A 25,325-nucleotide genomic window follows, 5' to 3' on the forward strand; every position below is an offset into this window, starting at 1 on the left:
GCGATAGCCTGCCGCGCTATGCGACGAAGCGATTGTCCGAGTTTACGGACCCTTATCCATTGCCCCCTAGAAAGAGGGCATGGACCTTAGTTTCCTTCGGGCAAGCGGGCTTAAACCCGTCCATGCCAGAGCCCTCGACCGACCGCGCATGCCGGTCTGGCCGTTCCTGCGAGCTGCTTGCGCGGCTGCACAGGCGGCCAGTCCGACGGCGCAGGCGGTGGCGGGCGTCCTGCGGGGGCAGGGCGATCAGGAAGACTGGGTTCAGGAACTGGCGGCAGTGTTTGCGCCACGTTCCGGCGGCATGATCGAGGCCGTTCGTCTCGCGGGAAGTTTCAATCCGCTCGTCGCGAGCCGTCTAGTCGGGGGCAAGTAAGATGAAGATGGCGTTTACCGTGGCGCTTTAGTCGATGTTCAGGGCTGAAGCGCAAACAGGGTTCCGTCGTTGGATTTTGCAACACCAAATGCCGCAAGTTGAGGGTTAAGAATGATCGAGAACCAGAAAATCAGGCCTGCCCAGGTCGTCGGGCCGCTCGGAGAACCCCTGACGCTGGACAGCCTGCCGCCTGCGGATACGACGCGCTGGGTGGTGCGGCGCAAGGCAGAGGTGGTCGCGGCCGTCAATGGCGGCCTGCTGAGCGTCGATGAGGCATGTGCCCGCTACAATCTGACGCTGGAGGAATTTGCTAGCTGGCAGCGCGCGGTCGACCGATCGGGCATGCACGGGCTGCGCGTGACGCGCATCCAATATTATAAGTCTCTTTATGAGCGGCAGCAGAAATATTGAATTCTCGCTTGTCGGCGGCACAGGACTGGCAAGGGCCGTCGAAGCATCGCTTCGGCGGCCTTTTTCGTGAAATGGCAGCGGCGCGCTCTAACGGCGCAAAGCCGGGATGGTTGCAGGGGCGGAATCATTTTTATGCGATGGAACGAGATGCTCCGTGCCCCGTTGAACAGCTACCAACCCGCAGGGGGCGTGGTTCAAGGAGATTATCATGGGCATCATTCTGTGGCTTATCATCGGTGGCGTCGTTGGCTGGCTGGCCAGCATGGTCATGCGCACTGACGCGCAGCAGGGCATCCTGCTGAACATCGTCGTCGGCATCGTCGGCGCTTTCATCGGCGGTCTGATTTTCAGCGGCGGTTCGATCAACGAAGGCGTTACGCTTTACAGCTTCCTGGTGTCGCTGGTCGGTGCGATCATTCTGCTGGCGATCATCAACCTGGTGCGTCGCGGTTCGGTGCGCTAACGCGCCCGTCCTGACCATCTGCCCAAAAGGGCCGCGCTTTGTAAAAAGCGCGGCCCTTTTTCGTTGACCGATATGTGTGTGAAGGCAAAGGGGCGCTATCGCCGGGCCGCGAAAAAGCGATAGACGATCAAAATGATGATTGCGCCGATGATGGCGGCGATGAATCCGCCATTCTGCCCCGGCGCATACAGGCCCGCCAGCCTGCCCAGAAATCCGGCCAGCAACGATCCGGCAATGCCGAGCAGCATGGTCACGATGCATCCACCCGGATCACGCCCCGGCATGACCAGTTTCGCAAGCGCCCCAGCCAGCAGGCCGATGACAACCCAACCCAGTAAATCCATGGCGCGCTCCTCTTCCAAACCCCGCACCGATCGCCATAGCGACATAGTCGGGCGTTTTTGGCAATATGATATGACAACGTAACGAACTATATCATCCGATCCGCGTCCCGCGATGGCACATTGCTCTTGCGGCCAGCCCCATGATATTGGGGGTTGAGGCAGGTGCTATATTCATATAACACAGTCGCTGCATGGCGAAGCGCCGGAAAGATGGAATCGGGATGAATTACGAAACCCAGGTTTTGAGCGACTCGTCGGTTGTCCTTGGCGATGATGACCCGCGCGGCGGGCGCAAAAGGCTGTTGATCGTCGGCGGTATCGTCGCGCTCGTGCTGATCGCGGTCGCGGTCTGGATGTCCATGCGCGGCGGTGATGCCGCAGCCCCCGCGCCGGCCGCGCAAGTGCCGGTGGTGACCGTAACCAGCCCCGGCCAATCGACCATCGCCCGGACCGTGACCGCCAACGGTTCGCTCGCCGCGCGGGTCGATATGCCCGTCGGTGTGATCGGCGAAGGCGGGATGGTGACGCGCGTGCTGGTGCAGCCGGGGGACTGGGTGCGCGCGGGTCAGCCGCTCGCGACCATTGAACGATCGGTTCAGGTTGAACAGGTTCGCTCGCTTGCTGCCCAGGTCGAAGTGGCGCGGGCCGATGCGAAGCTGGCGCAGGCGCAGCTTGATCGTGCCAAGGCGCTGGTGGGGCGCGGATTCATCAGTGCCGCCGACATTGACCAGCGCACCGCAACCCGCGACGCTGCCAATGCGCGGGTCGATGTCGCCATCGCACAACTGGCCGAGCAGCGCGCCCGCACGGGGCGCCTGGATATTCGCGCGCCGGCCAGCGGGCTGGTGCTGACCCGCGCGGTTGAACCGGGGCAGATTGTCGGTTCAGGCAGCGGCGTGCTGTTCCGCATGGCCAAGGATGGCGAGATGGAATTGCAGGCGCAGGTGGCCGAAGGCGACCTTGCGACGCTGCGTCCCGGCAATAGCGCGGTTGTGACGCCGATCGGCGGCAAAACGCAGTTCGCCGGACGCGTGTGGCAGGTATCGCCAGTGGTCGATCCCACCATGCGCCAGGGCATTGCTCGCGTCGCCATTCCCTATAACCCGGCGATCCGCCCCGGCGGCTTTGCTGCGGTCACGATTACCAGCGGATCGGGAACTGCGCCGTTGCTGCCGGAATCGGCGGTGCAGAGCGATCCCAAAGGCAATTATGTCTATGTCGTCAACGGCAAGGATATGGTCGAACGGCGCGACGTGACCGTAGGGCAGGTGTCTGCCGCAGGCGTTGCGGTGACGAGTGGCATCACGGGTCAGGAAAAGATCGTGACGTCGGCGGGGGCCTTCCTGACGCCGGGGCAGAAGGTCAAGCCGGAAGCGATCAAGGGCAGTTAGGGCTGGCGGGGTCGCGACGCGGCCCACGCTGGATGGATTTGGAAGGGACGGCAGGCCGTCCGGCGAGGGAAAGCCCGTCATGAGTTTTCGCAATATGTCCGCTTGGGCGATCCGCAACCCGGTGACCCCGCTGGTGATGTTCGCCGCCCTGTTGCTGGCGGGGATCGTCAGTTTCAGCCGGATGGACGTCAACAATAATCCGGACATCAGCTTCCCGGCGGTCAGTGTCGTCGTCAGCCAGCCCGGCGCGGCCCCGACCGAACTGGAAACCCAGGTCACCCAGCGGATCGAAGCGGCGGTACGTGGCATCAGCGGCGTGGACGAAATCACGTCCTTCGCGTCTGAAGGCCGGTCGCTGACCAACGTCCAGTTCCAGATCGGCACCCCGGTCGATCGCGCGGTCAACGATGTCAAAAATGCTGTGGACCAGATCCGCAGCGACCTGCCCGATGGGATTTTGGAACCGCAGGTCACACGCATCGACATTGATGGCGGGCCAATCGCCTATTTCAGCGCCGAAGCGACCGACATGACGCTGGAAGAATTATCCTGGTATGTCGACAATACGGTGGCCAAGCGGTTGTTGTCGGTCAGCGGCATGGCGGCGGTCAATCGCGGCGGCGGCGTCAGCCGGGAAATCCGCGTCATTCTGGACCCCGCCAAATTGCAGGCGTTCGGTATTACCGCGGCACAGGTGAACCAGCAGCTCAATCAGGTAAACCTGAATGCGGCGGGCGGTCGAACCGAAATTGCGGGTGCCGAACAGTCGATCCGCGTGCTGGGCAATGCTCGCGATGCCCGCGATCTGGGCGCGACCCAGATCGCCATTACCGGCGGCCGTACGGTCAAACTGGCCGACATCGCCGCAGTGCGCGACATGTATGCCGAACAACGTAGCCTGGCGCTAATGAACGGGCGGCAGGTCACCAGTTTTAGCCTGGAAAAGGCCAAGGGGTCATCAGACGTCACCGTCTATGACGATGCGATGAAGGAACTGGACAAGCTGCGCAAGGAAAACCCCAAGGTTACCTACAAGCAGCTTTATACCAGCGTCGATTATACCAAGGAGCAATATCATTCGGCGATGGCCGCGATGATCGAGGGCGCGGTGCTGGCCGTCGTCATCGTCTTCCTGTTCCTGCGTGACTGGCGCGCCACGCTAATTTCCGCGCTGGCGATCCCGCTATCGGCGATCCCGACCTTCTGGTTCATGGACATGATGGGCTTCACGCTCAACGGCATCTCGCTGCTGGCGCTTAGTCTTGTCGCGGGCGTTCTGGTCGATGACGCCATCGTGGAGATCGAGAATATCGTGCGCCATATGCGCATGGGCAAGAGTGCTTATCAGGCCTCGATCGATGCGGCGGACGAGATTGGCCTGGCCGTGTTGGCGACCACCATGGCGATCGTCGCGGTGTTCCTGCCGGTGGCATTGATGCCGGGCATTTCGGGTCAGTTCTTCATTCAGTTCGGCATGACGGTGGTGGTCGCCGTGCTGATGAGCTTGGCCGTCGCGCGCCTGATCACGCCGATGATCGCAGCCTATTTCCTCAAGGCGCATGGCGAGGAAAGCCATGGCGAAGGCTGGCTGATGGACCGCTATATGAGCGTGCTGCGCTGGTCGCTCGACGAACGTGCCGCGATCGCGCATCGCGCGCGGGGTGGCTGGCGGCGGTTTACGGCCATTTTCCTTGATCATCGGATGTGGACCGTGGGGTTCGGCGCGCTGGCTTTCATCGCGACGATCATTGCCTTCGCGACATTGCCGATGACCTTCCAGCCTACCACCAATACCGATTTCAGTCAGGTGAAGATCGAAACCGTGCCAGGCAGTACCTTGGCGCAAACGACGGCAATCACCCGCAAAGTTGCGGACATGCTGGCCGCCGATACAAAGGTGGTCGATGCCGCCTTTGCCGATATCGAAACCACCAATGCCGATATCTTCCTGACGCTGAAAAAGGATCGGCCGATGACGTCGGTCGAATGGGAGCGCAAGATCGCGCCCAAATTCCAGACGATCGCCGACGCACGGGTCAATTTCCAGTCGCAGTCGGGCGGCGGCTTTGGCCGTGACATCATCCTGATGTTCGGGTCGGACGATCCGGTGAAGCTGGAACAGGTGGCCAACCAGCTGGTGGCAGAAATGGCGCAAATCCCCGAACTGCGTGCGCCGCGTGTTCAGGGTGATATGCAGCGGCCCGAAATCATCATCCGGCCGCGTCTGGACCTCGCCGCCAGCATGGGCGTGACGACAGCGGCGCTCAGCCAGTCGATCCGTATCGCCACGATCGGCGACATCGACCAGAACAGTGCCCGATTCTCGCTTTCCGACCGCCAGATTCCGATCCGCGTGGCGGTTGAGGAGGAGAGCCGCAAGGATCTCGCCACCATCGAGAATATGCCGGTGCCGACCGTCAATGGCGGATTTGTGCCGCTTAAGGTGGTGGCCGACATCACGTTCGGCGCGGGGCCGACGCAGATTCGCCGCTATAATCAGATTCGCCGCATCGTCGTGGGGGCCGATATGGCACCGGGAGTCGTGACGAGCCAGGCCAACAATAAGATTAATGCCCTGCCCCTGATGAAGGCGATCAACGAAGGCCGGGCCCAGGGCGTGCAGAAGATCCAGGCTGGCGATGCCAAATGGCAGACGGAGATGCTGGCCAATTTCGCCATTGCCGTCGCGTCGGGTATCCTGCTGGTGCTGGCGGTGCTGACCCTGCTGTACAAAAGGATCATGCCGCCCTTCGTCAATCTGGGGTCGCTTCTGCTCGCGCCGCTTGGCGGGGCGCTCGCCTTACACATTGCTGGACAGCCCTTGTCGATGCCGGTGTTCATCGGCCTGCTGATGCTGTTGGGCATCGTCGCCAAAAACTCGATCCTCGTCATCGACTTTGCGCTGGAGGAGATGGACAAGGGCGTGCCGAAGTTCGAGGCGATCGTGGATGCAGGCCACAAACGTGCGCAGCCGATCGTCATGACCACCGTGGCGATGGTGGCGGGCATGGTGCCCACCGCATTGTCGCTGTCGGGCGATGGGGCCTGGCGCGCGCCGATGGGCATCACCGTGATCGGTGGCCTGCTGCTGTCGACCGTGCTGACGCTGGTGATCGTGCCGGCGACGTTCAGCTTGGCCATCGCGATTGAAAGCTGGGTCGGGCCGCGATTGAGCCGGGGACTGCTGACCTATAAGAAGGGCGACGACAAGGGCGTGCCCCTGCCCGCCGAATAAGGTCGCGGATTTGGGCTTTGCCTGAACGATTGGGCGGCGTAACCGTTAAGGGGCCATGAAATTGCTCCGCGCCCCCCGGTCGACCGGCGACAGCCTGCCTAATCCCGCGCGGCGCATGCGGATCGTCGCCACCGCCATGCTGCTGGTGATGGCGCTGATCTTCATTACGGCGCGCGCGACGGTGCATCTTCATCCCGCCATCGGCTTTGTGCAGAGCTTCGCCGAAGCGGCGATGGTGGGCGGCCTGGCCGACTGGTTCGCGGTAACCGCGTTGTTCCGCCATCCGCTCGGCCTGCCCATTCCGCATACCGCAATCATACCGCGCAACAAGGACCGCATCGGCGATACGCTGGCGCTGTTCCTGCGCGACAATTTCCTGACCCCGGCCGTCGTCGCCCGGCGGATGCGGGGAATGGATGTGGCATCGGCGGCGGGTCGCTTCCTCGCCAGTCCCTCGGCGGGCGACGGGCGGTTGCGCGCGGGGGCCTCGCGGCTGATCGCCGACATGCTCGAAACGCTGGATCAGGAACGGCTGGGCGGCATGGTCAAGGGCGCGATCGGCCAGCGACTGCGTGGCATCAACATCGGGCCGCTGATCGGCCAGGCGATTGAGGCGGCGATGCGCGACGGCCGCCATGCGCCGGTCATGGACAGCTTGATCCATTGGGCCGACAAGACGCTGGAAGCCAATGACCATCTGATCCGCCAGATGGTGCATGAAAAGGCGGGCAAGGTGCTGCGCTGGACCGGGCTGGATGAAAATCTGGCCAATGCGATCATCGACGGACTGCGTAAGATGCTGGCCGAGATGGCGGCTGATCCGGGGCATGACCTGCGCCTTAAGGCGGAAGAGGGCATGGCGAAACTGGCCTTCGACCTGCAATTTGACCCGGAGATGCAGGCCAAGGCAGCGACAATCCGCGACGAGATACTGGATAACCCCGCCATGCAGCGCTGGATCGACGGATTGTGGGAACAGGCGCGCGGCGGACTGCTGCGCGCGGTGCGCGATCCGGGCCGGGCGATGGCCGGGCGACTGGGCGAAGCGCTTCGTCAATTGGGCGGCACATTGCAGGAGGATGCGCGGCTGCGGCTGGTCATCAATCGTTTCGTGCGGCGCGCGGCGGTGGGGGCGACCGCGACCTATGGCGACGCGATCGTGCGGCTGGTGAGCGATACGGTGCGCGGCTGGGATGCGGGCACCATCACCAACCGGCTGGAGAATGCCGTTGGCCGCGATCTGCAATATATCCGCATTAACGGCACCTTGGTCGGCGGCCTTGTGGGGCTGATCCTGCACATGATTGATGTTGCCTTATAAACCTCGATACTTCTCGATCGCGGCCTCAAAAAATAATGTTGCAACATATCATCATAATATGATGTAACATTGCATAATCCGTCCAAAGACGGGCGGTGTGGAGAGGAGTCGAACGATGCGCAGGCTGGCAGTTCAGGCGACGGGCAATCAACGGCAGGAGGCGGCAGCCACTGCGCCGTCAGGCTATCAGGGCGGCAAGGGGTCGCCATTTGGCATTGGCGGCGCGATCGCCGTCCATATGGTGGCGATCGGGGTCTGGATGATGATCCCTCAGGCGATGATTGATCAGGTTTTCACACCGCCGCCTCTGGTGACCACCAATGTCCCGCTGCTTGATCCACCACCACCCAAGGCGCGCGATTCGACCAAAGTGCAGCCGGTTCCAAATCGGCCGATGCCCTCGCGGCCCACTGCGGCCGATCCGATCGTGCCGCTGAGCCAGGGCGATCCCATCATCAGCGGCGGCACAGGATCAGGGGAGGGCATAGAGTCAGGCCCCACCATCATCCTGCCACCCGCCGACCCGCCGCATGTGCCTGTAATGGTCGAGCCGACGATTGACCCGCGCGCCCTGTCTGGTTTCCAGCCCGATTATCCCGGCAGCATGATCCGGCAGGGCGTGGAAGGAACGGTAACGGTGCGGGTGATGATCAGTGCGGAGGGCCGGGTAACCGACATTGAACGCCTTGCCGCGAGCGATGAGAGTTTCTGGCTGGCGACCCGGCGCCATGCACTGCGCCAATGGCGATTCCGCCCCGCCACGCGCGATGGCGTTGCAGTGGCGGCGACCAAGGTGCTGACCGTACGCTTCACGCTGACCGAACGGTAATCCGCCCAGACAAGGGCATCGGCCCTGCCCTGTCAACGCGGGTTGGCAGGGCAGGGCGGCACCATTTCGCGGTAAGCGACAGACTCTTTTGCATCCTGGTCAAGCCTGCCCTATAAGGCGGGCATGGCGATCTTTCCCCGTCCCGTTTCCCCCAAAAGGGCTGCCCACGATCTTTGGGGCTATTTCCTTGAGCAGCGCCCGCATAAATGGCCCTTGCTGGGCCTGTCGGCCGCAATCACCTATGTCATCATCTGGGCGTTTATCGTTGATGGCAACACCAACACGATGCCGACGCGCAACAAGATCATCTATGTCAAAAGCTGGGACGCCAGCCGGTCCGACGCGGCGGTGATTCTGCAACAGAAGATGGACATTGCCCGCTACGAGGTCGCGCTGGCGGCCAAGCAGAAGGACATGCAGAAGATCGCCGACATGGTCGGCATCGAATGGCGCGAAGACGCTGCACGCAACAGCGCCCGGCGCAAGGAAGCGCTGGAACGGATCGACGCCATGCTCGATGCGCGCCTGGCTGAGGCCAAGAAGGCCGAAGGGGCGCAGCAGCCCTGACCGCGACGGTGCCGATACATGATGTAGAGGCCGACCGGCGTATCATGGCCGCGGCCATCGCGCTGTCGCGGCGCGGGCGCGGGCTTTCGACCCCCAATCCCAATGTCGGCTGTATCATCGTGCGCGACGGCCATATCGTCGGGCGCGGCTGGACGCAAAAGGGCGGGCGGCCCCATGCCGAAGCGCAGGCGCTGGAACAGGCGCTCGACCGCGCGCATGGCGCTTGCTGCTACGTGACGCTGGAACCCTGTTTTCATCTGTCCCCACGCGGGCCGCGTTGCGCCGACCTGCTGGCCCGCGCTGGCGTGGCCCGCGTCGTGATCGCGCTGCGCGATCCCGATCCGCGCACCGATGGGCAGGGCGCGGCCTGGTTGCGTGAACGGGGCATCGCGGTCGACATGGGCCTGATGGCAGAGGATGCCGCCCGCGCCATGGCGGGGTTCGTGCTGGGCCAGACGCTGGGGCGGCCGCATGTGACGCTCAAGCTCGCTCTCTCGCTTGATGGCCAGATCGCGCTAGCCGATGGCTCCAGCCGCTGGATCACCGGGTCGCAAGCGCGTGCCCATGCTCATATGGAGCGGGCACGGCATGATGCGATCCTGATCGGCGGCGGCACGCTGCGCGCCGACGCGCCGCGCCTCGATGTGCGGATCGCCGGGCTTGAGGAGCGCAGTCCGCGCCGCATCCTGCTCAGTCGGGGTGAAGCGCCCGACGGCTGGGAACGGATCAGCGCGCCGGGCGACATATCGACGCTCGACCGGGTCGATCATCTGCTGGTGGAGGGCGGGGCGGCGACGGCGGCGGCCTTCCTCCGGGCAGGGCTGGTCGATCGGCTGATGCTCTATCGCGCGCCGATTCTCGTTGGTGCCGGACTGGCGGGCGTCGGCGACATCGGGCTGACCGACTTGAGCGAGGCGCATGGCCGCTGGCGGCTGATTGACGAACGGCGGCTGGGCGTCGACGGACTTGAGGTTTACGAGGCGGTTCGGACCGCTTAGAGGCCGAGGCACAGGCCCTAATAGATGGATCAGGACGCATGTTCACCGGCATCATCACCGACATCGGCACCATCCGCAGCGCGGAGCAGCGCGGCGACCTGCGGCTGGTCATCGGCAGCGATTATGCCATGGACACCGTTGCGATTGGTGCGTCGATCGCCTGTTCGGGCGCGTGCCTGACGGTGGTGGAAAAGGGCGCAGACTGGTTCGCGGTCGATCTGTCGGCCGAAACGGTAGAGCGCACCGCGCCCGGTCTGTGGAACGAAGGCGCACGCCTCAACCTCGAACGCGCGCTCAAGGTGGGCGACGAACTGGGCGGGCATATCGTCACGGGCCATGTCGACGGCGTCGGGCATCTGGTGTCGGCCACACCCGAAGGCGATTCGTTGCGTCTGGTGATCGCCGCACCCGCCGCGCTGGCGGCGGCGCTGGCGGCCAAGGGGTCGATCACGCTCGACGGCATTTCGCTGACCGTGAACAGCGTCGAGGACCAGGCTGATGGCAGCGTCCATTTCGGCCTCAACATCATTCCGCACACGGCTGCGGCCACCACGCTCAATGCGCTGCCCGAAGGCCGCGCCTTCAATCTGGAGATTGACGTGTTGGCGCGCTATCTCGACCGGATGATGAGCCTTCGCAATCGCGTAATGTGATTGCGGCTTGAAATAATCACATTGTAATGTGATATACGGCGCAGTCCTTTCCGGGCAGGAGTCGTTTTCCATGTCGTCCGCACTTCTCGATACCGTTCGCAGCCTCGTCACTGACGGCGGCATGTCCCGTTCCGGCCTGGCGCGCGCCGCCGGTCTCCACGCCAATTCCTTGCGCAAGCTGGGCGAGGGCGACTGGAACCCGACCGCCGACACGCTGGGCAAGCTGGAAGCCTATCTGTTGAAGCGCGAGGGCGGCACCGCGCTCGCATCGCCGGAAGAGATTATCAACGAAGCGCGCAATGGCCGCATGTTCATCCTGGTCGACGACGAGGATCGCGAAAATGAAGGCGACCTCGTCATTCCCGCGCAAATGGCGACGCCGGACGCGATCAATTTCATGGCCACCCATGGCCGCGGCCTCATCTGCCTGGCGCTGACCAAGACGCGGGTCGAGGAATTGGGCCTTGGCCTCATGAGCCGCAACAACGGCACCCGCCACGAAACCGCCTTCACCGTGTCGATCGAGGCGCGCGAAGGCGTGACCACCGGCATCAGCGCCGCCGACCGGGCGCGCACCATATCGGTCGCGATCGACGGGTCGAAGGGCAAGGCGGACATCGTGACGCCGGGCCATGTCTTTCCGTTGGTGGCCAAGGATGGCGGCGTGCTGGTCCGCACCGGCCATACCGAAGCGGCCGTGGACGTCGCGCGACTGGCCGGCCTCAATCCATCGGGCGTCATCTGCGAAGTGATGAAGGACGATGGCACCATGGCGCGCCTCGACGACCTCATCCCCTTCGCCCAGAAGCACAAGATGAAGATCGGCACGATCCGCGACCTCATCGCCTATCGCCGCCGCCACGACCATATCGTCGAACGTCGCGCAGAAACAACCTTCCATAGCCAATGGGGTGGCGACTGGAAGGCGATGAGCTTCTACAACAAGGCTACCCAGACCGAGCAACTGGTCCTGCAAAAGGGGCATGTATCGCCCGACAAGCCAACGCTGGTTCGCATGCACCAGATGGCACCGCTGACCGATACATTCGGACAGCAAGGTCCGCGTACCGGGATGCTGGCGCGTTCGATGGAAATCATCGGCGAAGAAGGCGCGGGTATCATCGTGGTGCTGCGCGGCGACGAGCCGGACATGCTGACGCGCATGCTGCACTATCATTCCGGTATCGTGCAGGGCGACATGGACGAACTGCGCAACTATGGCGCGGGCGCGCAGATATTGGCCGAACTCGGCGTGCATGACATGATCCTGCTGACCAACAGCAATCACAGTCTTATCGCGCTTGACGGCTATGACCTGGCCGTGGTTGGGCAGCGTCCGATCGAGTTGTAAAGGATTTATCATGGCCAAATTCCTGATCGTCGAAGCGCGCTTCTACGACCATCTCAACGACCTGCTGATCGAAGGTGCGACCGCCGCGCTCGATGATGAGGGACATAAATATGAGGTGGTGACGGTGCCTGGCGCGCTGGAGATTCCGGGCGCGGTGGCACTGGCGGCGGAAACCGGGCGCTATGACGGCTTCATCGCCATCGGCGTGGTGATCCGCGGCGAAACCTATCATTTCGAAGTCGTGTCGAACGAAAGCGCGCGCGGACTGATGGCCTTGTCGATGGACGGCATCCCGATCGGCAATGGTATATTGACCGTGGAAAATGAGGCGCAGGCCCTGACCCGCGCCAAGATGACGGAAAAGGACAAGGGCGGCGAGGCGGCCAAGGCAGCGATCGCCATGCTCGACCTGCGCCAGAAGTTCGCGATCTAAAGTCGCGATCTGAAAATGCGATAGTCGGCCGGAGGGGGAGACGGTCCGGCCGACTATCGACCCGATCAGGCGGTGGGAGCGACCGCCTCCAGCGTCGGGTAGTCGGTATAGCCAGCCTCGCCGGGACCGTACCAGGTTTCCATGCCCTGTATCGGGCTTAGCGGCGCATTGTCGCGCAGCCGCTGGACCAGATCGGGGTTGGCCATGAAGGGACGGCCAAAGCTGATCGCATCGGCCAGGCCACTGTCAAGGTCGGCCTGTGCCCGCGCCTTGTCATAATCGCTGTTCAGGATCAGCGGCCCCTTGAAATGCTGGCGGATCAGCGGCGACTGGCGTGGCACGTCGGTTGCGCCGAAGGTGCCGTTCGGACCCGGCTCGCGCAGTTCGAGCGAGGCGATGCCGATCGCGTTCAGCACGTCGGCGGCATGGGCGAACAGCGTAGCGGGATCGCTATCGTCCACGCCCTGGCTGTCACCATTGGGCGACAGACGCACCGACACCTTGTCCGCGCCGATCGCATCGACCACTGCCTGCGTGACTTCGCGCAGCAGGCGAACGCGGTTTTCGACGCTGCCACCATAATCATCGTCGCGGAAATTGGCATTGTCGCGCAGGAACTGGTCGATCAGATAGCCATTGGCGGCGTGGATCTGCACCCCGTCGAACCCGGCGCGAATGGCATTATGCGCCGCCCGGACATAGGTTTCGATCAGCGCGGGAATCTCCTCGATCGCCAGCGGCCGGGCGGTTTCGAACGGCTTCTTGCCCTCATAGGTGTGGGCATCGCCCGCCGTCGCGGTGGCGCTGGACGATACCGGCTGTTCGCCAGTGACGCTCGAATGAACCTGCCGCCCCATATGCCATAGCTGGGCGATGATCCGCCCGCCGGCATCATGCACGGCCTGCGTCACGGGTTGCCAAGCGGTGACCTGCTCATCGGACCAGAGGCCAGGCGCATAGGGCCAGCCAAGCCCCTGGCGCGAAACGCCGGTCGCCTCGCTGATGATCAGGCCCGCGCCAGCGCGCTGGCGATAATAGTCCACCATGATCGGGGTGGGCACATGGTCGCGGGTCGCGCGGCCACGGGTCAGCGGCGCCATGAGGATGCGATTAGGTGCTTTAATCGTGCCGATCTGGATAGGGTCGAACAGGCTGGTCATGGAATCTCCCGAACTTTCAAGGTTGCAATTTGCAACGGGACTTGGGTGCCAAAGCCAGCTAGGGAGCCGCGATGCCCAGTTCAACCCCCGCAACCCCCATGGACATACCGCGCCTCGCCTTTCCGGCGCTGATCCTGGCCAACATCATGTTGTCGCTCGGCCCGGTCCTGGTGCGGCTGGCCGATGTCGGGCCAGTTGCGGCGGCCTTCTGGCGGTTGACGTTGGCGCTACCGGTCTTGCTGCTGCTGGCGATCCCGCGGCTCACACGCACACCGCCCACCCGGCGCGAATGGGGTGTCATGCTGCTGGCGGGCGTGGTGTTCGCGGGCGACCTCGCGGCCTGGCATCTGGGCATCATCCATACCAAGGTCGCCAATGCCACGCTCTTCGGCAATATGAGCGCGCTGCTGCTCCCCGCCTGGGCGCTGCTGGTGCTGCGCCAGCGCCCGACGCGAATCCAGGCGATCGCGCTGCTACTGGCGGGTGGGGGCGCGCTGATATTGATGGGGGGCAGCTACGACCTGTCGCCGGTCAATCTGCGCGGCGACCTGCTCTGCCTGCTCGCGGGCATTCTCTACACCGCCTATATCCTCATCATCCAGCGCGCGCGGGGCCGCCTCGACAGTTGGTCGGTGCTGGCGGTGTCGAGTGTCGCCAGCGCGCCGACCTTGTTGCTCTGCGCCCTGTGGCTGGGCGAACGGATCATGCCCGGCAACTGGACCCCGCTGCTGATCCTGGCTTTGTCGAGCCAGTTGATCGGGCAGGGGCTGCTCACCTATGCGATCGGCTGGTTTTCGCCGCTGATATTGGGGTTGAGCCTGTTGCTGCAACCCGCGGTCTCGGTGCTGCTGGGCTGGCTGATGTTCGGCGAATGGCTCAGCATCACCGACATGATCGGAACGGTTGCGGTTGGGGCGGCGCTGGTGCTTGTGCGACTGCCCACCCGCTCCTAGATTGGGGTCATGACCCAGGACATGACCCTCGACGAAATCCGCGATCTTCTCGCCCCCGTACTGGCCCGCCACGCCGCCTTCGACGGATGGCGCAAGGAAGCCGTGGTGATGGCGGCGGCGGAAAAAGGCGTGGATGCGGATATCGCCGCGCTCGCCTTCGCCGATGGCCCGGTCGACATGATCGACGCCTGGTTCGCCAGCATCGACGCGGCCATGCTTGATGCGCTGCCGCCCGAAACGCTGGATGCCCTGTCGATCCGCAAAAAGATCATCGCGCTGGTCGAAGCGCGATTGGCGCTAGTGGCACCCGATCGCGAGGCACTGCGCCGGGCCTTGGCGATCCTTGCCATGCCGACCAACACTGCGCGGGCCGCCCGGTTGGGCTGGCGCGCCGCCGATGCCATGTGGCGCGCAGCGGGCGATACCAGCACGGACCTGGCCCATTATACCAAGCGGATGACGCTCGCCGGCGTCTATGCCGCCACGCTGCTGGTGTTCGTCGATGACGCCAGCGAAGGCCATGCCGACAGCCGCGCTTTCCTTGCCCGGCGGATCGAAGGCGTGATGCGCTTTGAAAAGCTCAAGGCGAAGATCAAGGGTGTCGGCGGTGGCGAGCGGCTGAGCCTCGCGCGTTTCGTCGGGCGGCTGCGCTACCCCGCGATCTGAGACAGACGCGATTCGCGCTGGCCTTTCCCAATCGGTATTGATAGTCACTCGCAGCAATCATGCTGAGAGTATCCCTTGCCGTGCGCCTGACCGACCTGCCGCTGCGCCAGCCCGCTTATGTTGATCTGATCGACTGGTCCGCTTTGTCGCCTTCCGAAGGCCAGCGCCTGCGCGAATTCGGCCTGTGCGAGGGCGCGAGCGTCGAGGCGCTGCACCGGGGCGGCATTTTCGGACGCGGGCCGATCGCCTGCAAGGTCGGCCGCATGACCATCGCCATGCGCCGCAGTCATGCCGCCGCCGTCACGGTCCGCACCGGTCCTGACAGCCTCGATCAGGACCGCGCCGCATGAGCGCGCTGCCGCTGGTCGCGCTGGTCGGCAATCCCAATGCGGGCAAGAGCGCCCTGTTCAACGCGCTGACCGGCGCGCGGCAGAAGCTCGGCAATTATCCCGGCGTCACCGTCGAGCGCAAGGCGGGTCGCCTGTCGCTGAGCGATGGCCGCCCGATCGAACTGGTCGACCTTCCCGGCACCTACAGCCTCGATCCCGGCAGCCCCGACGAGCAGGTGACCCGCGATGTCGTGATGGGCAAGCAGGTGGGTGAAAAACGCCCCGACGCGCTGGTGATCGTGGTCGATGCCGCCAATCTCGACAATCATCTGCGGTTCGCGCTGGAACTGATCGCGCTTGGCCTGCCGACGATCGTGGCGCTGAACATGGTCGATCTCGCCACCCGCGACGGGCTGGAACTGGACGCCGAGACCCTCTCGCGCGAGTTGGGCGTGCCGGTGATCGCCACCGTCGCGGTGCGCAAGCGCGGCCTCGATCATCTTCGTGAGGCGCTGGGCGAGATGCTGGGCGAAGGCCGCGCGGTGCGCGCCGCCGCGCCCGACCGCGATTTCGACGCCCTGCGCGCCGAAGCGCGGCGCATCGCCCGCGCCGGGATCGTGCGCGAAACCCCCTCGCGCCGCCTGACGGCAGCGGTCGACCGGGTCGCGCTGCATCCCGTCTTTGGCCTGTTGCTGTTGCTTGGCCTGCTGTTCGTCATGTTCCAGGCGGTCTATGCCTGGTCCGAAGCGCCAATCGCGATGATCGAGGGGGTGGCCGAAGCCGCCGCCAGCACCGTGCGCGACACGCTGCCCGATGGCATCATCCGCTCCTTCCTCGTCGATGGCGTCATCAACGGCGTCGGTTCCGTGGTGGTGTTCCTGCCGCAGATTCTGATCCTCTTCTTCTTCATCCTCATGCTGGAGGCGACCGGCTATATGGTCCGCGCCGCCTTCCTGATGGATGGCATCATGGCCAGGGTCGGCCTGTCAGGCCGCGCGTTCATTCCCCTGCTGTCCTCCTTCGCCTGCGCGATTCCCGGCATCATGGCGACGCGGACGATCGCCGATCCGCGCGATCGACTGACGACCATCCTCATCGCGCCGCTGATGACCTGTTCGGCACGCCTGCCGGTCTATGCCGTCATCATCGGCGCCTTCATCCCCGCGCGCGACGTGCTGCCGGGCGTGGGGTTGCAGGGCTTCGTCCTCTTCTGCCTCTATGTCGCGGGCATCGTTGGCGCGATGCTGGTGGCGCTGATCCTGCGCATGACGGTGACCAAGGGCGCAAGCGGCGGCTTCCTGATGGAAATGCCCAAATATCAATGGCCGCGCGCGCAGGACATTCTGCTTGGCCTGTGGCAGCGGGCCATGACCTTCCTCAAGCGCGCCGGCACGATCATCTTCGCTTCCACCGTGATCCTGTGGCTGCTGCTGTCCTTCCCCAAAGTGCCGGACGGCAGCGCGGTCAGCCAGGTCGATCATTCGATCGCCGGGCGCATCGCCAGCGGCCTGACGGTGGTGCTGGAACCGATCGGCTTCAACCGCGACATTTCGCTGGCGCTGATCCCGGCCATGGCGGCGCGCGAAGTGGCGGTGTCGGCCCTCGCCACCGTCTATTCGATCGACGCGGGCGATGACGAGGCACTGCTGGAAAAAAGCCTGGGCGACCGGCTCAAGGACCAGTGGCCGCTGCCCACCGCGCTCGCCTTCCTCGCCTGGTTCATCTTCGCGCCGCAATGTATTTCGACGATCGCTGTCACGCGGCGGGAAACCAATGGCTGGAAATGGCCCATGTTCATGGTCGGCTATCTGTTTGCGCTCGCCTATGTCGCGGCGGGCGTCACTTACTGGACGGCGACCGCAGCGGGACTATAAGGGGCCGCTTTCAAGGCATTCGGAGGAATCATGGCAGGGTCTGTCAACAAGGTCATTCTGGTCGGCAATCTGGGCGCGGACCCGGAGGTCAAGAGCTTCCAGAATGGCGGCAAGGTGTGCAACCTGCGCATCGCCACATCCGAAAGCTGGAAGGACCGGATGACCGGCGAGAAGAAGGAGCGTACCGAATGGCATACGGTCGCGATCTTCTCCGAAGGTCTGGTCGGCGTCGCCGAACGCTTCCTACGCAAGGGCAGCAAGGTCTATATCGAGGGTCAGCTGCGTACCCGCAAATGGCAGGACCAGTCGGGTAACGACCGCTATTCGACCGAAGTCGTGTTGCAGGGGCTCGGCTCGGTCCTCACCATGCTGGACGGCGCGCCGGGCGGCGGCGGTCAGGGTGGTGGCTATGGCGGTGGCGGCGGTGGTCGCGCGCAGCAGGGCGTCAGCGACTGGGGCGGCGGATCGAGCGGCTATGGCGGCGGCGATGCCGATGACTTTGGCGGTAGCCAGGGCGGTGGCTTTGGTGGCGGCCGGGCTTCGGGTGGCGCAGCCGGCGGCAGCCGTGGCGGTGCGGGTAGCCCCAATTTCGACAATGACCTGGACGACGAAGTGCCGTTCTGACCAGCGCAAAAAATCCTCCCCTGGAAGGGGAGGTGGCAGGGCGCAGCCCTGACGGAGGGGTGTAACCCTATCGAGACGGCGACACCCCTCCGTCTGGCTTCGCCAGCCACCTCCCCCACAGGGGGAGGATGATCTCTTTTTAGCCGCGCGCCAATTCGGCCGCAGCAAAAGCGCGGATATGCGCGCCCATATCCTCACGCTCCAGGGCCAGCACCAGATTGGCCTCGACATAGCCGGCCTTCGACCCGCAATCGAACCGGCGGCCGTCAAAGGTCACGCCATGGAACGGCTGCTGCCCGATCAGCGAGGCCATGGCGTCGGTCAGTTGGATTTCGCCACCCGCACCCTTTTCCTGCGTTTCGAGGATCTTCATCACTTCGGGTTGGAGGATATAGCGGCCGGGCAGGATGAGATTGGAGGGGGCGGTGCCGAGCGCAGGCTTTTCGACCAGCCCCTTTACTTCAGTCAATACGCCGTCACGCGCGCCAGGATCGATCACGCCATAGCTGGGTGTCTGCTCCATCGGAATTTCGAGCGCGCAGACCAGATTGCCGCCGACCTGTTCATAGGCATCGACCATCTGCTTCATGCAGCCATGCCCCGGCGCGCCCTTCATGAACTCGTCGGGCAGCAGGATGGCGAAGGGTTCGTCGCCGATAATGTCGCGCGCGCACCAGATGGCGTGGCCCAGACCCAGCGGCTCCTGCTGGCGCAGAAACACGGCATTGCCCGGCAGCAACCGCGTCCCGTCTAGCGCCGACAGATCCTTGCCGCGCTCGCGCTGGGTCGCCTCTGTCTCATAGGCGATGTCGAAATAATCCTCGATCGCCCCTTTGCCACGCCCGGTTACGAAGATCATCTGCTCGATCCCGGCCTCGATCGCTTCGTCAACGGCATATTGGATCAGCGGGCGATCAACGACCGGCAGCAATTCTTTGGGCACGGCCTTGGTCGCAGGAAGGAAGCGGGTGCCAAGCCCCGCAACGGGGAAAATGGCCTTGCGGATAGGTTTGTTGGACATGCTACTCCATTCTCGCTGTGAGGCGGGGTGGAGCAAGGCATCGCCATCCTCGCCGCAAAGGTCAAGCGTTACGACCGCGACATATCATGTTCGGGAAAGCGATGTTCACGCAGTGCGAATATTATACCGCCAAAAGCCGCTGTGCGATCTGGTCGAGCGAGGCGATCTCGATTTCGAGCTGGTCGAGCGAGACATGAATCTGGGTATTGCGCCCGTCGCGACAGGTAAAGCCGTCCTCGGCCGGTTGCTGGAAACCATTGATGATGAGCGCGCGGAAACGGTCGATCCGCTGCATGTCGCGCTCGATTGCGGAAATTTCGGTCAAGGCGCTGGCGTTGCGCCGGTCGCGCATCGCGACCATGGTGCGCAATTCGGTCATCAGCTTGGCCATGCTCGGCCGGGTGCGCGCGCCCACCGTGCGGATATCGCCCATCGCTTCGCGCAACAGGCCGATCTTGGCCTCCAGGCTTTGTTCCAGCATCGTCCAGGCGCAGACCAGTCGCCCCACCGCACAGAGCAGCGCCGCGTCCTGCGGCGCATAATCGGAAACCGGCTTCATCGTCATATCGGAAACTAGCTGCAATCCCACGCCCCATACTCCTTTGTCCAAATCCTGCGCAGGGCCAGGAACAAAAGGCCATAGGGCGATCGGTGTCCGCTCGTGCGCATAACACGGCCTGGCGGCAGCCGTGCAAAAAGGGCGGCGAGCGGAGGAAGGGGGCGCTAAGTCCTAAAAATCAATCGCAATTCCCTTCCGCTCCCAATCGCCATAGCGCACCGGGCTCATCTCCTCGGTGTGCCTCGTCGGGGCGTCGATCGGGTCGGGCTGGGGCACCGGCGGGCTTTTGGACAGATGCGCTGGAGCCTGCACATGCGCCGGGCGCTTGCCGTTGAAACTTCCCATGATGACGCGGCCTTTCGATTGCGGAGCGCCAGGAGCAACCCCATATTTATCTGCTGTGATCTATCTGGGTTGCAACGGAGGTAAGTGCAAGTGAATGGGTTGAAGACCACCATGTTGCTGGCGGCGCTGACGGCGCTGTTCATGGGGCTTGGTTATACGCTGGGCGGCAGCGGCGGGGCGATTATCGCGCTGATGGTGGCGGCGGGCATGAACCTTGTCACTTTCTGGAACGCCGACAAGATCGTGCTGTCGATGCACAATGCCCGCGAAGTGGACGCCAATAGCGCGCCGGAATTTTACGGACTGGTGCGTGATCTGGCGCAGCGGGCCGGATTGCCGATGCCGCGCGTCTATCTGATCGACCAGCCAGCGCCCAATGCCTTCGCCACCGGGCGCGATCCCGATCATGCCGCTGTCGCCGCAACCACCGGCCTGCTGGCGATGCTGAACCGCGACGAAGTGGCGGGCGTCATGGCGCATGAACTGGCGCATGTGCAAAATCGCGACACCTTGATCATGACGATGGTGGCGACGATCGCGGGTGCCATTTCGATGTTGGCCAATTTCGGCCTCTTCTTCCGCAGCGGCGACAATCAGAATGGCCATGGCAATATGATCGCCACCATCCTGGCCGTGATCGTCGCGCCCTTTGCCGCGATGATCGTGCAGATGGCGATCAGCCGTCACCGCGAATATGGCGCGGACGAAGGCGGCGCTAAAATCAGCGGCAATCCCCGTGCGCTCGCCTCCGCCCTCGCCAAGATTGCAGGCCAGGCCGAGCGCATCCCCAACCCCGTGGCGCAGCGCAATCCGGCGGCGGCGCAGCTCTATATCGTGCCCACCCATGTCAGCGAACTTTTCTCCACCCACCCCGCGACGGAAAAGCGCATTGCCGCACTGGAGGATATAGCCGCGCAAATGGGTGCCCCGGCACTTCGCACGCCATCGCGCGCTTCGGCCCTCTCGCCCGTCGCCGCGCGTCCGCGCCGCCGCAGCGCCCTTGATCCGCACGGGCGGGATTAGTCCTCGCCAATCAGGCGTGTCTTTTCGGACGTTTCCGCCTAGGGACCATCCATGGTCCGTAAATCACAACCCCATCCCGACACCGTCCCCGGTCTTCCCGCCCGCCGCGCCGCGCTCCGGCTGCTCGATGCCGTGCTGCGGCGGGGCGATCCGCTCGAACTGGCGCTGCACGGCGCGGCGCAGGGATTGCCGCCCGCTGATCGCGCCTTGGTCCATGCCATCGCCGCCGAAACGCTGCGCCATCTGCCCGATCTCGACGCGCTGATCGACGGCGCGACGCAGCAGGTTTTGCCGCCCGATGCCAAGGCGCGGATGGTGCTGCGCATTGCCCTCGTCCAGACGCTGGCGCTCGACACGCCGCCCCATGCCGCGATCGCCACCGCGTTGCCGCTGGTCGATGGCGGGCCGCGCAAGCTGGTCCATGGCGTGTTCGGCACTGTGACCCGCGCTGCGCCGACGCTGCCCGTGCCCCCCACGCTACCCGTCGAGGTCGCCGCCCGCTGGGACGCGCAATGGGGCGCAGCGATGGTCGAGGCAGCGGCCCGCGCCTATGCTATCCGACCGCCGGTGGACATCAGCCTCCGCGACGCGGCGGAAACCGCCCGCTGGACCGAAGAATTGGGCGGCACCAGCTTCGCGCCAGGTCATGTCCGCTTGCCCGATGGCGTCCCTATTCCCGACCTGCCCGGCTTTGCCGAGGGAGCCTGGTGGGTGCAGGACATCGCCGCCTCCTGCGCGGCGCGGTTGCTGGGGCAAGGGGCAGGGCGCAGCGCGCTCGACCTGTGCGCCGCACCGGGCGGCAAGACGATGCAACTGGCGGCGGCGGGCTGGCATGTCACCGCGCTCGACCAGTCCGCCAAGCGGCTGGAAAGACTGACCGAAAACCTCACGCGCACCGGTCTCACCGCCCAGGTTGCCCAGGCCGATCTGCGCACTTGGCAGCCCGACGCGCCGGTCGATGCGATCCTGCTCGACGCGCCTTGCACCGCGACCGGCATCTATCGCCGCCATCCCGACGTGCTGCACCGCATCGGCGCACGCCAGATCGAGGAGTTGGCGACGTTGCAGGGCGACCTGCTCGCCCGCGCCGCCGATTGGGTGAAGCTGGGCGGGTGCATCATCTACGCCACCTGCTCGCTGGAACAGGCGGAGGGGGAAGATCAGATCGCTCGTTTCCTCGCCGCACGACCCGATTTCGCGATCCACCCGGTGCAGCCCGGCGAATTGCCCGACGGCTTTGTCCCGACGCCGGGCGGCTGGCTGCGCACCTTGCCCGATACGCTGTCCGATCGCGGCGGCGCGGACGGATTTTTCATTGTACGGCTTGCCAGGGCGGCAAACTAAGCCTTAACCAAGAAGGGCTTAAGACGGACATAGTCCCGACGGAAAGGCGCATGATGAGACCGATGGAGCCTCTGCCCCTGCATCATAGCTGGCCGCTATTCCATCTGCATGACTATCTGGCACCGGTCGCGCTCGACCCGTCGCTGGCGCGCAACGACGTCGCCCTGGCGGAACGGGGCCTCGGCCTGTGGCACTGCGACCTGGCGAACGAAACGCTGAGCTGGACAGCGGGCGTCTATGACATGTTCGGGCTGGAACGGCATAGCGTCGTACCGCGAACCTTGTCCGTATCGCTGTACGCCTCGGAATCGCGAGAGGCGATGGAGCGATTGCGCAGCTACGCTATCCGCCACAAGCGCGGTTTCACCCTCGACGTCGACATCCACCAGGCCGACGGCATGGGCCAGTGCGCCCTGCGCCTGATCGCCGCGCCCCTGCTGGATCAGGCGGGCGAGGTGACCGCCCTGCACGGCGTCAAGCAATTGCTGCCGCCCGGCGCACCTTGCTCGCGCCGCCTCGACCCGACCGTCTTTGTGATGCTCTAGGCGCACCGCACAAACTTATCGTTTCATCGCCAAATCCCCGTTGCCCTGAGTCCAAGCCGTAGCTAAGGCAAACGGTTAATGACCCGACCCATTCTCATCTCTCCGTCCATCCTTTCCGCCGACTTCGCCCGCCTGGGCGAGGAGGTCCGCGCCATTGATGCTGCGGGCTGCGACTGGGTGCATATCGACGTCATGGATGGGCATTTCGTGCCCAACATCACGATCGGCCCTGCCGTCGTGAAGGCACTGCGCCCGCACAGCGCCAAGCCATTCGACGTCCACTTGATGATCTCGCCGGTCGATCAGTATCTCGACGCCTTCGCGCAGGCCGGTGCGGACATCATCACCGTCCATCCCGAAGCCGGGCCGCATATCCATCGCTCGATCCAGCATATCAAGTCGCTGGGCGTGCAGGCGGGCGTGGTTCTGAACCCCGGTACGCCTGCCAAGATGCTCGATTATCTGATCGACGATGTCGACCTCATCCTGGTGATGAGCGTCAATCCGGGGTTTGGCGGACAGAGCTTCATCATGAACCAGTTGCGCAAGATCGAGGCGATCCGCAAGATGATCGACAAGTCGGGCCGCGACATCCGCTTGCAGGTCGATGGCGGCATCGACCTCACCACCGCGCCGATGGCGATCGCGGCCGGGGCCGACGTGCTGGTCGCGGGCACCGCCACCTTCCGGGGCGGGCCGGACGCCTATGCCGACAATATTCGGAAGCTGCGGGGCGGGTGAACGACGCGCGGCGCATCTCCCCCGCTTCCACCGGGCAACCGGCCGATCCCGTGGCCACGGACGATGGAATAGAACAGGGCAAGCGCCTCATCCGCGTCGCGGATGACAAGGGGCTGTCGCTGGCGCAGCGGATCGCCAATCATTTCTACCTGCTCAGTTGGAAGACGCCGATCCACGGCCGCAAGCTGCGCGGCAAATATCCGCTCAAGCTGCTCGCCGTGCCCGACGACGACATCCCCGGCGATGCGCGGGCGGGGCAGGCGTTGCGGGCGGGCTATTTCCTGTTCCGGGGCCGCAAGCAGATCATCGACACGGTCGACTTTGCCCGGCTCGACCTCGGCCCGGCCTTTGCCGACCATATCCACAGTTTCCGCTGGCTGCGTGACCTCGCCAGCGCGGCAACGCGCGAGCAGGCCGCGCCGATCGCCGAAGGGGTGATGCGGCGCTGGCTGGCCGCCCATGCCGAAACGCCGAGCGAACCCGCCTGGCGCGCGGACAATGCGGGCTGGCGGCTGCTATTCTGGACCGCCCATGCACCGTTGATCCTGTCATCGAGCGACCTCGTCTATCGCTCGCTGGTCCTTAACTGCATTGCCCGAACGGCCCGGCATCTCGACCGCATTGCCGATAAAGCCCCGATGGGCCTGCCGCGCATCGTCGCCTGGAGCGCGATCGTGGCGGCCTCGATGCTGATCCCCGGCGGCGCGTCGCGCAAGATTTTCGGGGAGGCGGGCCTTAAGCGCGCGATCGAGAGCAGCTTCCATCCCGATGGCGGCATCGTGTCGCGCTCGCCCTTGGCGCAGGTCGAAGCGGTGATGGCGCTCGCCATGCTGCGCGCGGTCTATGACGTCCGCCGCGAAACGGCACCTGCTTTTCTGGACGAAGGCCTGGGCCGCGCGGTCCCGGCGCTGCTTGGCCTCATCCATGGCGATGGCGGGCTGGGTAGCTGGCAGGGATCGGGCGCAATCGCTCCGGCGACCGTCAACGCCGTGGTGCAGGCCAGCCGGGTGCGCAGCCGCCCGCTGCGGCAGGCGCGTGACTGGGGGTATCAGCGGATCGCGGCAGGCGCGACCGTGGTGCAGGTCGATGCCGCCCCGCCGCCGGTCGCCCGGCTCGCCGAAGCCGGCTGCGCATCGACCGGCGCGATCGAAATAAGCGACGGCCCTCATCGGCTGGTCGTCAATTGCGGCGGTGCCGGGCTGGAGGGGGCGTGGATTCCCGCTGACCTCGCGCAAGGGCTGCGCACCACCGCCGCGCACAGCACGCTGGTCCTCGACGATTGCAACAGCACTGCGCTCTTGCCCGACGGCACGCTGGGCAAGGGCGTGACCGAGGTGGAATTGAACCGGCAGGAGCTGGACAATGGCAGCCGGGTCGATCTGTCGCATGATGGCTATGTCCGGCGGCTGGGCTATATCCATCGCCGCTTGCTGCTGGTCAGTGGCGACGGCAAGGAAATACGGGGCGAGGATATGCTGACCCCGGCCGAACGGCGGCGCAAGCCATCGAAACTGCCCGTCATGCTGCGCTTCCACCTGGCACCCGGCGTCGAACCGACGCTGACCGCCGACAATCAGGGCGCGCTGCTCCGCGTCGATATGGGCGCGCTCTGGCAGTTCCGGACCGGCACCGGCGTACTGAGTGTCGAGGAAAGCCTGTGGGTCGATGCTGACGGCCGCCCCCATCCGACGCGCCAGTTGGTGGTAACCAGCGAAGCGCTGCCGGGCGGATCAAGCATCGGCTGGCTGTTCAAGCGGTCAGGCTAAACCCAG

27 protein-coding genes are annotated in these 25,325 nt (G+C 64.6%); 22 read left to right on the forward strand and 5 right to left on the reverse strand.

Annotated features, from left to right (window positions below; genetic code table 11):
* Positions 1-79: 79 nt before the first annotated feature.
* The 3 genes from J2W40_RS10010 (at position 80) to J2W40_RS10020 (ending at position 1,247) form a co-directional block, all read left to right on the forward strand.
* Positions 80-373, forward strand: a complete 294-nt coding sequence (locus J2W40_RS10010) for a hypothetical protein (RefSeq protein WP_310224249.1) — start codon at positions 80-82, stop codon at positions 371-373.
* A gap of 111 nt (positions 374-484) precedes the next feature.
* Positions 485-784, forward strand: a complete 300-nt coding sequence (sciP, locus tag J2W40_RS10015) for a CtrA inhibitor SciP (protein ID WP_310224251.1) — start codon at positions 485-487, stop codon at positions 782-784.
* Positions 785-992: 208 nt separating this feature from the next.
* Positions 993-1,247: a GlsB/YeaQ/YmgE family stress response membrane protein gene (locus J2W40_RS10020; protein WP_310224253.1), complete on the forward strand. Its 255-nt coding sequence runs from the start codon at positions 993-995 to the stop codon at positions 1,245-1,247.
* A gap of 95 nt (positions 1,248-1,342) precedes the next feature.
* Here J2W40_RS10020 and J2W40_RS10025 read toward each other — a convergent pair whose 3' ends face one another.
* Positions 1,343-1,591, reverse strand: coding sequence for a GlsB/YeaQ/YmgE family stress response membrane protein (locus tag J2W40_RS10025; RefSeq protein WP_310224255.1), 249 nt, complete (start codon positions 1,589-1,591; stop codon positions 1,343-1,345).
* A gap of 221 nt (positions 1,592-1,812) precedes the next feature.
* Here J2W40_RS10025 and J2W40_RS10030 point away from each other — a divergent pair, with 221 nt between their 5' ends.
* The 9 genes from J2W40_RS10030 (at position 1,813) to ribH (ending at position 12,369) form a co-directional block, all read left to right on the forward strand.
* Positions 1,813-2,982 carry an efflux RND transporter periplasmic adaptor subunit gene (locus J2W40_RS10030; RefSeq protein ID WP_310224257.1) on the forward strand — a complete coding sequence of 390 codons (1,170 nt, stop codon included), beginning with the start codon at positions 1,813-1,815 and terminating at the stop codon, positions 2,980-2,982.
* Positions 2,983-3,061: 79 nt separating this feature from the next.
* Positions 3,062-6,217, forward strand: coding sequence for an efflux RND transporter permease subunit (locus tag J2W40_RS10035; RefSeq protein WP_310224259.1), 3,156 nt, complete (start codon positions 3,062-3,064; stop codon positions 6,215-6,217).
* Positions 6,218-6,272: 55 nt separating this feature from the next.
* Complete coding sequence (locus J2W40_RS10040; RefSeq protein WP_310224261.1) at positions 6,273-7,538, forward strand: DUF445 domain-containing protein; 1,266 nt, start codon at positions 6,273-6,275, stop codon at positions 7,536-7,538.
* A 115-nt stretch (positions 7,539-7,653) separates the two neighbouring features.
* Complete coding sequence (locus J2W40_RS10045; RefSeq protein ID WP_310224264.1) at positions 7,654-8,367, forward strand: energy transducer TonB; 714 nt, start codon at positions 7,654-7,656, stop codon at positions 8,365-8,367.
* 123 nt (positions 8,368-8,490) lie between these two features.
* Complete coding sequence (locus J2W40_RS10050) at positions 8,491-8,934, forward strand: hypothetical protein (protein ID WP_310224266.1); 444 nt, start codon at positions 8,491-8,493, stop codon at positions 8,932-8,934.
* Between the two features lie 8 nt (positions 8,935-8,942).
* A complete protein-coding gene (gene ribD / locus J2W40_RS10055) occupies positions 8,943-9,932 on the forward strand; it encodes a bifunctional diaminohydroxyphosphoribosylaminopyrimidine deaminase/5-amino-6-(5-phosphoribosylamino)uracil reductase RibD (protein WP_409050361.1) in 990 nt (329 codons plus the stop codon).
* Positions 9,933-9,970: 38 nt separating this feature from the next.
* A complete protein-coding gene (locus tag J2W40_RS10060; protein ID WP_310224268.1) occupies positions 9,971-10,585 on the forward strand; it encodes a riboflavin synthase in 615 nt (204 codons plus the stop codon).
* 70 nt (positions 10,586-10,655) lie between these two features.
* On the forward strand, positions 10,656-11,936 hold the full coding sequence (gene ribB / locus J2W40_RS10065) for a 3,4-dihydroxy-2-butanone-4-phosphate synthase (RefSeq protein ID WP_310224269.1): 1,281 nt from the start codon (positions 10,656-10,658) through the stop codon (positions 11,934-11,936).
* Between the two features lie 10 nt (positions 11,937-11,946).
* The gene (gene ribH, locus J2W40_RS10070) at positions 11,947-12,369 is read left to right on the forward strand and encodes a 6,7-dimethyl-8-ribityllumazine synthase (RefSeq protein WP_310224271.1); all 423 of its coding nucleotides are present in this window, start codon (positions 11,947-11,949) and stop codon (positions 12,367-12,369) included.
* A 65-nt stretch (positions 12,370-12,434) separates the two neighbouring features.
* Here the strand turns inward: ribH and J2W40_RS10075 are convergent, their stop codons facing one another.
* The gene (locus J2W40_RS10075; RefSeq protein ID WP_310224273.1) at positions 12,435-13,529 is read right to left on the reverse strand and encodes an alkene reductase; all 1,095 of its coding nucleotides are present in this window, start codon (positions 13,527-13,529) and stop codon (positions 12,435-12,437) included.
* 71 nt (positions 13,530-13,600) lie between these two features.
* On the opposite strand from J2W40_RS10075, the gene J2W40_RS10080 reads away from it, so the two are divergent.
* The 5 genes from J2W40_RS10080 (at position 13,601) to ssb (ending at position 17,975) form a co-directional block, all read left to right on the forward strand.
* Positions 13,601-14,482: a DMT family transporter gene (locus J2W40_RS10080; protein WP_310224275.1), complete on the forward strand. Its 882-nt coding sequence runs from the start codon at positions 13,601-13,603 to the stop codon at positions 14,480-14,482.
* A gap of 21 nt (positions 14,483-14,503) precedes the next feature.
* Complete coding sequence (locus J2W40_RS10085) at positions 14,504-15,148, forward strand: COQ9 family protein (RefSeq protein WP_310224277.1); 645 nt, start codon at positions 14,504-14,506, stop codon at positions 15,146-15,148.
* 80 nt (positions 15,149-15,228) lie between these two features.
* Positions 15,229-15,498, forward strand: a complete 270-nt coding sequence (locus tag J2W40_RS10090) for a FeoA family protein (protein WP_037477164.1) — start codon at positions 15,229-15,231, stop codon at positions 15,496-15,498.
* Positions 15,495-17,351, forward strand: coding sequence for a ferrous iron transporter B (feoB, locus tag J2W40_RS10095; RefSeq protein WP_310224279.1), 1,857 nt, complete (start codon positions 15,495-15,497; stop codon positions 17,349-17,351). The genes J2W40_RS10090 and feoB overlap by 4 nt, the downstream gene beginning before the upstream one ends.
* A gap of 30 nt (positions 17,352-17,381) precedes the next feature.
* Positions 17,382-17,975 carry a single-stranded DNA-binding protein gene (gene ssb / locus J2W40_RS10100; RefSeq protein ID WP_310224281.1) on the forward strand — a complete coding sequence of 198 codons (594 nt, stop codon included), beginning with the start codon at positions 17,382-17,384 and terminating at the stop codon, positions 17,973-17,975.
* 139 nt (positions 17,976-18,114) lie between these two features.
* Here ssb and J2W40_RS10105 read toward each other — a convergent pair whose 3' ends face one another.
* From J2W40_RS10105 to J2W40_RS10115, 3 genes are all read right to left on the reverse strand, one after another.
* Positions 18,115-18,996 carry a UTP--glucose-1-phosphate uridylyltransferase gene (locus tag J2W40_RS10105; RefSeq protein WP_310224283.1) on the reverse strand — a complete coding sequence of 294 codons (882 nt, stop codon included), beginning with the start codon at positions 18,994-18,996 and terminating at the stop codon, positions 18,115-18,117.
* Positions 18,997-19,117: 121 nt separating this feature from the next.
* Positions 19,118-19,561 carry a hypothetical protein gene (locus tag J2W40_RS10110; protein WP_310224455.1) on the reverse strand — a complete coding sequence of 148 codons (444 nt, stop codon included), beginning with the start codon at positions 19,559-19,561 and terminating at the stop codon, positions 19,118-19,120.
* A 165-nt stretch (positions 19,562-19,726) separates the two neighbouring features.
* Positions 19,727-19,900 (reverse strand): DUF1674 domain-containing protein, encoded by a 174-nt coding sequence (locus tag J2W40_RS10115; RefSeq protein WP_069065441.1) that lies wholly within the window; start codon positions 19,898-19,900, stop codon positions 19,727-19,729.
* A gap of 90 nt (positions 19,901-19,990) precedes the next feature.
* Here J2W40_RS10115 and htpX point away from each other — a divergent pair, with 90 nt between their 5' ends.
* The 5 genes from htpX to J2W40_RS10140 all read left to right on the forward strand — a co-directional run bounded on the left by htpX (position 19,991) and on the right by J2W40_RS10140 (position 25,319).
* The gene (htpX, locus tag J2W40_RS10120) at positions 19,991-20,923 is read left to right on the forward strand and encodes a zinc metalloprotease HtpX (RefSeq protein WP_310224286.1); all 933 of its coding nucleotides are present in this window, start codon (positions 19,991-19,993) and stop codon (positions 20,921-20,923) included.
* 51 nt (positions 20,924-20,974) lie between these two features.
* Positions 20,975-22,267 (forward strand): RsmB/NOP family class I SAM-dependent RNA methyltransferase, encoded by a 1,293-nt coding sequence (locus J2W40_RS10125; protein WP_310224288.1) that lies wholly within the window; start codon positions 20,975-20,977, stop codon positions 22,265-22,267.
* Between the two features lie 53 nt (positions 22,268-22,320).
* Positions 22,321-22,812 carry a diguanylate cyclase gene (locus J2W40_RS10130; protein WP_310224457.1) on the forward strand — a complete coding sequence of 164 codons (492 nt, stop codon included), beginning with the start codon at positions 22,321-22,323 and terminating at the stop codon, positions 22,810-22,812.
* Between the two features lie 78 nt (positions 22,813-22,890).
* The gene (gene rpe, locus J2W40_RS10135; RefSeq protein WP_069065437.1) at positions 22,891-23,553 is read left to right on the forward strand and encodes a ribulose-phosphate 3-epimerase; all 663 of its coding nucleotides are present in this window, start codon (positions 22,891-22,893) and stop codon (positions 23,551-23,553) included.
* Positions 23,550-25,319 (forward strand): heparinase II/III family protein, encoded by a 1,770-nt coding sequence (locus J2W40_RS10140; protein WP_310224291.1) that lies wholly within the window; start codon positions 23,550-23,552, stop codon positions 25,317-25,319. Before rpe ends, J2W40_RS10140 begins: the two co-directional genes overlap by 4 nt.
* Positions 25,320-25,325 lie beyond the last annotated feature (6 nt).

It is taken from the genome of Sphingobium xenophagum (assembly GCF_031457465.1).
GTDB classification, from domain to species: Bacteria; Pseudomonadota; Alphaproteobacteria; order Sphingomonadales; family Sphingomonadaceae; genus Sphingobium; species Sphingobium xenophagum_A.